Raw genomic sequence first — 7,451 nt, forward strand, 5'->3', positions numbered from 1 at the left:
GTCCGTGTAGTGCCTTTTGGCAACCAAGGCATAATAATATCAATGACTTATACGAAAAAATGTCGGAAGTCAGGCGTCAAAGCAGTTGACGATGCCTGGCAACTTCAGTTGACGGGCAAGTTCGAGAATTTCCTTACGCAGTTGCATGGGAGCCTCCAAGCCTGTCATAGCGAGCGCAATCCGCGATCGGTGCCATTTTCAGCTGCAGGTGGGCAGGCGGCTCAATCGCCTTTGGCGGCGGGGGATTGGTGCGCCGAGAGACAATGTTCAGGATCGCATCGGCCTTGCGCAGGCCAGATTTTAGAGCTTCTTCGCAGGCAGCCTCGACCACATCAATGTCGTGCTGGTAAGCAGCGAAAAGAATATCGGCAAGTTGCCGGTCTCCGTCGGATGTGCCCCGCAGATGGGTCCAGATCTGCGTCATTGCCGGTGGTAGGTCCCAGTCACGGAACGGTGCTCCATTGCGCAGAGCGCCAGGCTTGCGCTTGAGGACGGGCACATAGTGCCAAGGGTTGAAGATCGTTTTTCCTCGGCCGAAGCACCGTTCGTGCTCTCCGACAATCTCACCGTCTTGGCGCAGGACAATCCGCGTGGCGTAGACCTGCAACTGGACCTGACGTCCAACAGCTCTTGCCTCAACGCTGTATTTGTTTCTTTCGAAGTTGATCAGGCAGGTTCGGCTCACGGCGACCGTCTTTTCACGGAACCCGACGAAGGGCTTCTGCAGATGCGTCAGCAGCGGCTTTTCCTGCTGGAACTCCTCCCAGACCGTCACCTCCAGGTTTTCCGGATGCCGCAGTTCTTTTGCGCGTTTGATCGCGTCTTTTTGCAGCCGGGCATTCAATTCATCGAAGTCGGCCACCTCCAGACGCGGTGTAAAACTATAGGCGCGGCTCTCCTTGACCAGATTCTCAACCTGACCCTTCTCCCAACCGGCCGCGCGCGTACAGGCGATCGGGTTCACCAGATGATGAGAACACATCCGGGAGAATGCCTTGTTGAACTTTCTTTCCTTGCCCGACAGGATCGCATCGACGGCGGTCGTCATGTTATCGTAGATCCCGTTGATGCAGCCTCCACCAAAGAATTTGAAGGCCTCGTCGTGGGCATCAAAGACCATCTCCTGCGTCTCGCGCGGATAGGCAATGGAGAATGGCATGCGGCTATGGCAAAGTTTGAAATGGGCAACCTTCACGGTCGTGAGTGCACCGTCCATCAAAACCGTCTCCACACTCCAGTCGAACTGGTACGCCTCCCCAGGATCAAAGATCAGCGGGATGAACGCCTGCGCCTGTTGTCGGCCGTGCGCAATGCGCCAATTCTTTGTGTAGCGTCGAACACTGTCATACCCGCCGCCAAAACCATCATCGGAGAGTTCCTTCCAGATTTTGGTCATCCGCTTGCGGTGTTTCTTCGGAAGCGCCTCGTTCTCCTCAAGCGTTTCATCCAGACGCGCGCGCCAAGGCCCGAGCACCGGGTATGGCTGCGATTTGCGCTCATATTTGAACTCCGTCACTCCCGATCGGATTATCTTTCGAACCGTTGCACGGCTCAAATTGAGCGAACGGCAAATTTCCTTGATGCTCTTTTTTTCGATCAGGTGTAAGCGACGCACTTTTCTAATAGTTTCCACGCAAATCATCCCGCTTGCCTCTCCATCGACTGCTCAATGAAAAGGATGTCTACAACCATAGGGAGGGGTCAAATTTGGACGCCGATTTCCCCGCTTAGGGGGTCAAAATTGCACGCTTTTCTACAGCAATGACCTTTTTCAGAATTGTGCGGGGGTTCTGCCAAGCGATGTGATGGAAACCAATCGCGCTGCCAAGATGCGGGAGTTAGATTCTCAACTAGCTGGGTTATTTGTCACGCGGGCGGCGATTTCTGATGTGACTGCAGATGAGTTCAATAACTTCTTAGAACATCACATCGAAGCGTTAGTGCGTATAGTGAATGAGCATACCACCCCACTCGAAGAACGGCTTGCCAAGTCGCGCGGGAAGTATCGATTGTCTTGAGACACCACATAGCTGCCATTCGCTGCAAGTGCTAAGTAGATCATCTCAAATGGCAACAATGCGGACATTTCGGATATTTGAATACGCAATCTCAGCCAGGCTCCAATCTAAACTTTGGAGGCCCATTCGGACACGACGGCCCACCCCAACGCGTTGGTGCCGCAACAGCTAACTGCCGAGACTTGTCCCGCAGCAGATGTCGTGCACGACTGAGCTACTGGTGAAGCGCAACACGAGCATCCTGCAAGCATGCCCTTCTGGGCGATGCCCGATACATCAGCAAGCGCGTACAGCGGTTTTGTCGGTGGATTTATCGTATCCCGTGGTGGAGACAATGATGCACGATCAAGATCGAAGTCGTCTGACACTGGATAAATGTCACCCTCAAGCACGGTCCCCCAGATACCGATGTCTTTGATCTTTTCCGCCTCCACCTCGAATGGGTCTTCTTCAAGGATGGTGAAGTTCGCCAATTTGCCGGGAGCGATAGAGCCAATCTCATCCTCCAACCGAAGAGATTGGGCCGCATCAATGGTCACAGCCCGCAGAGCATCTTCGACAGATAAGCGGTGTTCGGGACCAGCCACACGGCCAGAAACTGTCGTCCGGTTCACGCCAGCCCAAACGAGAAACAGCGGTTCACCCGGAGCCATTGGTACGTCTGAGTGGAAAGAAATCGGGGTTCCATTGGCCTTGATTGGGCCGAGGGGCACGATGTCATCTGCACGTTCTGGACCAAGTCCAAGCTCGCTATATCGATCTGACAGCGCCGTTACGTAATATGGATTTCCGCTGACGATGCAGCCCAGCTCAGCGATCCGCTTTGCTTGATCTTCTCTCGCATAACCAAAGTGAACCAATGTCGTGCGGTGATCGGCTCGCGGCATCCGGCGCATGTTTCGCTCAACAGCGTCCAAGATCAAGTCCACGGCAAGGTCACCGGTCTGGTGAACGTGTATTTGGTAACCTGCATCCCAGTATGCATCGAATACGGGATTGAACTCGTCCGGTTGCATGATCCACTCGCCGTGAAAATCGCCGCCCACATAAGGCTCCGACACCTGCATGGCCAAACTGTAAACAGCGCCATCGGCGAAGAGTTTCACCTGTTTCGGCATGAAAGCCGTCTTGCCTTCACCCCAATCCAGCAGCTTTTCGGTCTCCTCAATCATCGAACCACTTTGAAAGTGCATCGCAGCCAGTGATTTGCCGTCGGCTATGAAGTATGCCCTAAGCGGCGCGTCTGGCCCGGAAAAGACTGCGTTCGTTGCTTCTTGAAGAGGTCGAGACAATACGCCTCCCGGTTCAGCGGCAACAGTAACACCGGCACGGTGCATGTACTCTCGCGCTAGCCTAAGACCGGCGCCCAAACGCTCGGGTGTTGAAAGCACTGGAGCGACTGCGGGAAGAACGGCGAACATTCCTGCCTCGTAGAAATAACCGTCTTCAAAACCCGACTGCTCGCGGGCGAGCCCATCAAAACCATCGACGTACTCTTGTGTGACGCCCAGCATCTCCAACGCGGGCGTGTTCAAGATTAGCTCGTGCGCCGACCGGTGAACAATAATGATTGGACGGATTCTGCTTATCTCGTCGAGTTGTGTACGCCTGATTTCCCCATGAAAGAAGTGGTGGTACCCCCATGTGAGCAGCAAGGCGTCAGGATCATCCATAGCCGCTTCGGCAGCTTCTAACCGCGATCGATAGTCCTCCCCGTCCTTTGCCGCTTCCGAAAAGCCAGTCGGAATGTTCCAATCCTCGATCGATATGATCTCGGAGGTCAGGGTCAATCCGGCCAGGAAAGGATGCACGTGCTGATCGATCAAACCAGCAATAATGACTTTCTCGGAGAACCGATCGTCTAACCGAAAGGGCTGCGAGCCGATGCGATCAACGAGTTCGTCGCGCGAACCGGCGGCCAGAATACGGTCTCCGACCACGGCAACAGTGTTTATTGCCGGGTCGTTGTCCTCCATGGTGATTACGCGCTGCGCTGAGTAGACAGTGACCTCGGGCAGTGTTTGGAGCTGGCTTCCAAAATCCTGCAATGACGATGCCGCTTGAGTAGACGCGGCATTGGAAATCGCGATCATCGACGCGCTGCCAAGGATAGTCATTGCAGTGCGGCGAGTAACATTCAGTTTGGTCATAGCTTTTCAATGCTCTGTCAGGCGAAATTTATCTGAGCCTAGCATCGCGATGATCTCAGGTGGAAAAGAAAATTAGTGCCAGCCTTGGTTTGAGCGCCAAGTTTCCTAAACAATATGGGTCACCGTTTTGATGACTGAACCCGACCGCTATGGGCTCTGAATTGCCGGATGCACTTGCAGCATCCGGTTCTCGTGGCAACGGTTGCTCAGAGCTCAGCGCGACTTTTAGGGGATTTGTGCGAATAGCCTCTGTTGCGCGTTCACCACAGGGTGAATTCGCACCTGATGCTTCCACAGTGCTTCCAGAGGGATTGGTACAAATAGAAACACCGCCCCAAGGCGGCGTGTAAGCTTTTGTTATCTGACCCTAAAGTTGGTTGCGGGAGCAGGATTTGAACCTGCGACCTTCAGGTTATGAGCCTGACGAGCTACCGGGCTGCTCCATCCCGCGTCAGAGTCAGATTTGTTTCATCGTTAGAGAGACTGTGGGCTTTTGCTAGGTTTGGCGGTGACCTACTCTCCCGGGGCTTAAGCCCAAGTACCATTGGCGCGGCAGTGCTTAACTTCCGGGTTCGGGATGGGACCGGGTGTTTCACTTGCGCTATGACCACCAAACCGAGGAAAAGCCCATGTTGACTTTCTTGCTGTGCAAGAAAGCGACGAGGTGGCAGTTAGCGTATGTGCGTTGCCACTCGGTTGTGTTTTCAATCAACATCGCGGCTTGGCGCTGCGAGGCTATCCTTAGTCAAGGTCGGTGTATGCTTCTGGTTTTGATTTGTCTTTCTGTTACTGGATCAAATCAAGCCTATCGGGCGATTAGTACCGGTCAACTGAACGCATTACTGCGCTTACATCTCCGGCCTATTGACGTGGTGGTCTTCCACGGCCCTCAGGGAGACCTTGTTTTGAGGGGGGCTTCCCGCTTAGATGCCTTCAGCGGTTATCCTGTCCGATCATAGCTACCCAGCACTGCCGTTGGCACGACAACTGGTCCACCAGTGGATCGTTCACCCCGGTCCTCTCGTACTAGGGGCAACTCCTCTCAAGTCTCCTACACCCACGGCAGATAGGGACCGAACTGTCTCACGACGTTCTAAACCCAGCTCACGTACCTCTTTAAACGGCGAACAGCCGTACCCTTGGGACCTGCTCCAGCCCCAGGATGAGATGAGCCGACATCGAGGTGCCAAACACTGCCGTCGATATGGACTCTTGGGCAGTATCAGCCTGTTATCCCCGGCGTACCTTTTATCCGTTGAGCGATGGCCCTTCCACTCGGGACCACCGGATCACTATGGCCGTCTTTCGACTCTGCTCGACTTGTCAGTCTCGCAGTCAGGCTGGCTTCTGCCATTGCACTCAACGAGCGATTTCCGACCGCTCTGAGCCAACCTTCGCGCGCCTCCGTTACGCTTTAGGAGGCGACCGCCCCAGTCAAACTACCCGCCACGCAGGGTCCCGGATCCGGATAACGGACCGCGGTTAGACATCAAGAGTGCGAAGGGTGGTATCTCAAGGGAGGCTCCACGGATACTTGCGTTTCCGCTTCAAAGCCTACCACCTATCCTGCACATCACAATCCTGATGCCAGTGCGAAGCTGTAGTAAAGGTGCACGGGGTCTTTCCGTCTAACCGCGGGAAGCCTGCATCTTGACAGGCAATTCAATTTCGCTGAGTCGATGTTGGAGACAGCGGAGAAGTCGTTACGCCATTCGTGCAGGTCGGAACTTACCCGACAAGGAATTTCGCTACCTTAGGACCGTTATAGTTACGGCCGCCGTTTACCTGGGCTTCAATTCAAGGCTCTCACCTCTCCTTTTAACCTTCAGGCACCGGGCAGGCGTCAGACCCTATACGTCGTCTTGCGACTTCGCAGAGCCCTGTGTTTTTAATAAACAGTCGCCACCCCCTGGTTTGTGCCCCCAGCCCCTAGTTGCCTAGGAACCGGGCCTCCTTCTCGCGAACTTACGGAGGTATTTTGCCGAGTTCCTTCAACATCGTTCTCTCAAGCGCCTTGGTATGCTCTACCAGTCCACCTGTGTCGGTTTAGGGTACGGTCTGATGGAGGGCTATTTCCAGGAACCACTCAGCAGCCCAATCAATCCGATAAGATTGAACTACACCTGTGATCCGTCACATCCTCCTGGCCTAGGAATATTAACCTAGTTCCCATCGCCTACGCCTTTCGGCCTCGGCTTAGGGGCCGGCTTACCCTGCTCAGATTAGCTTTAAGCAGGAACCCTTGGACTTTCGGCGAGAGTGTCTCTCACACTCTTTGTCGCTACTCATGTCATCATTCTCACTAGTGATCTCTCCACCGGATGGCTCACGCCCCGGCTTCATCGAAAGAACTCAATCCGTCATTACATCCAACTGCTTACACAGCACAGATGCAAATACGGATGAGTTCTATGTCACACTACGCTCTGCTACCGATGCTTACGCATCCCTAGACTTCGGCTCATGGCTTGAGCCCCGTTACATCTTCGCCGCAGGACAACTTATTTAGACCAGTGAGCTGTTACGCTATCTTTAAAGGATGGCTGCTTCTAAGCCAACCTCCTGGTTGTTTTGGTCGTCCCACCTGCTTTCCCACTTAGCCATGAATTGGGGGCCTTAGTCGTAGGTCAGGGTTGTTTCCCTCTCCACTACGGACGTTAGCATCCGCAGTGTGTCTGCCATCTAGTACTCCCGGGTATTCGGAGTTTGGTTAGGATCAGTAAGCCTGTGGGGCCCCATTACCCATCCAGTGCTCTACCCCCCGGGGTATTCGGATGACGCTCTACCTAAATAGATTTCGCAGAGAACCAGCTATCTCCGAGTTTGATTGGCCTTTCACCCCTAGGCACAGCTCATCCCGATCCTTTTCAACGGATGTGGGTTCGGTCCTCCAGTAAGTGTTACCTTACCTTCAACCTGGCCATGCCTAGATCACTCGGTTTCGGGTCTGATCCCACGAACTCATGCGCCCTATTAAGACTCGCTTTCGCTACGCCTACACCTAACGGCTTAAGCTTGCTCGTAAGACCAAGTCGATGACCCATTATACAAAAGGTACGCCGTCAGATCTCGAGGATCCTCCGACTGATTGTAGGCGTTCGGTTTCAGGTACTGTTTCACTCCCCTCGTCGGGGTGCTTTTCACCTTTCCCTCACGGTACTGGTTCGCTATCGGTCAGCAAGGAGTACTTAGCCTTCGAAGGTGGTCCTCCGATCTTCAGACAGAATTTCACGTGTTCCGCCCTACTTAATACGTCCATCAAAGCTTCCTATACGGGGCTGTC

Annotated in this window: 3 protein-coding genes, 1 tRNA gene and 2 rRNA genes (1 of these 6 only partly in view); 1 reads left to right on the plus strand and 5 read right to left on the minus strand. The window is 54.0% G+C overall.

Going from position 1 to position 7,451, the window contains the following annotated elements:
* Positions 1–133: 133 nt before the first annotated feature.
* Positions 134–1,642, minus strand: coding sequence for an IS21 family transposase (gene istA / locus ACOERD_RS20625; RefSeq protein WP_419737605.1), 1,509 nt, complete (start codon positions 1,640–1,642; stop codon positions 134–136).
* A 163-nt stretch (positions 1,643–1,805) separates the two neighbouring features.
* Here istA and ACOERD_RS20630 point away from each other — a divergent pair, with 163 nt between their 5' ends.
* Entirely contained in the window at positions 1,806–2,018 is a 213-nt protein-coding gene (locus ACOERD_RS20630) for a hypothetical protein (RefSeq protein WP_419740284.1), read from the plus strand.
* Between the two features lie 107 nt (positions 2,019–2,125).
* Here the strand turns inward: ACOERD_RS20630 and ACOERD_RS20635 are convergent, their stop codons facing one another.
* From ACOERD_RS20635 to ACOERD_RS20650, 4 genes are all read right to left on the minus strand, one after another.
* Positions 2,126–4,168: an amidohydrolase gene (locus tag ACOERD_RS20635; protein WP_419740285.1), complete on the minus strand. Its 2,043-nt coding sequence runs from the start codon at positions 4,166–4,168 to the stop codon at positions 2,126–2,128.
* A 374-nt stretch (positions 4,169–4,542) separates the two neighbouring features.
* Positions 4,543–4,619: transfer RNA gene (locus ACOERD_RS20640), tRNA-Met, on the minus strand.
* Between the two features lie 49 nt (positions 4,620–4,668).
* Positions 4,669–4,783, minus strand: a 5S ribosomal RNA gene (gene rrf, locus ACOERD_RS20645).
* A 180-nt stretch (positions 4,784–4,963) separates the two neighbouring features.
* A 23S ribosomal RNA gene (locus ACOERD_RS20650) occupies positions 4,964–7,451 on the minus strand (it continues 376 nt past the right edge of the window).

The organism is Ruegeria sp., assembly GCF_965199275.1.
Taxonomy (GTDB): Bacteria; Pseudomonadota; Alphaproteobacteria; order Rhodobacterales; family Rhodobacteraceae; genus Ruegeria.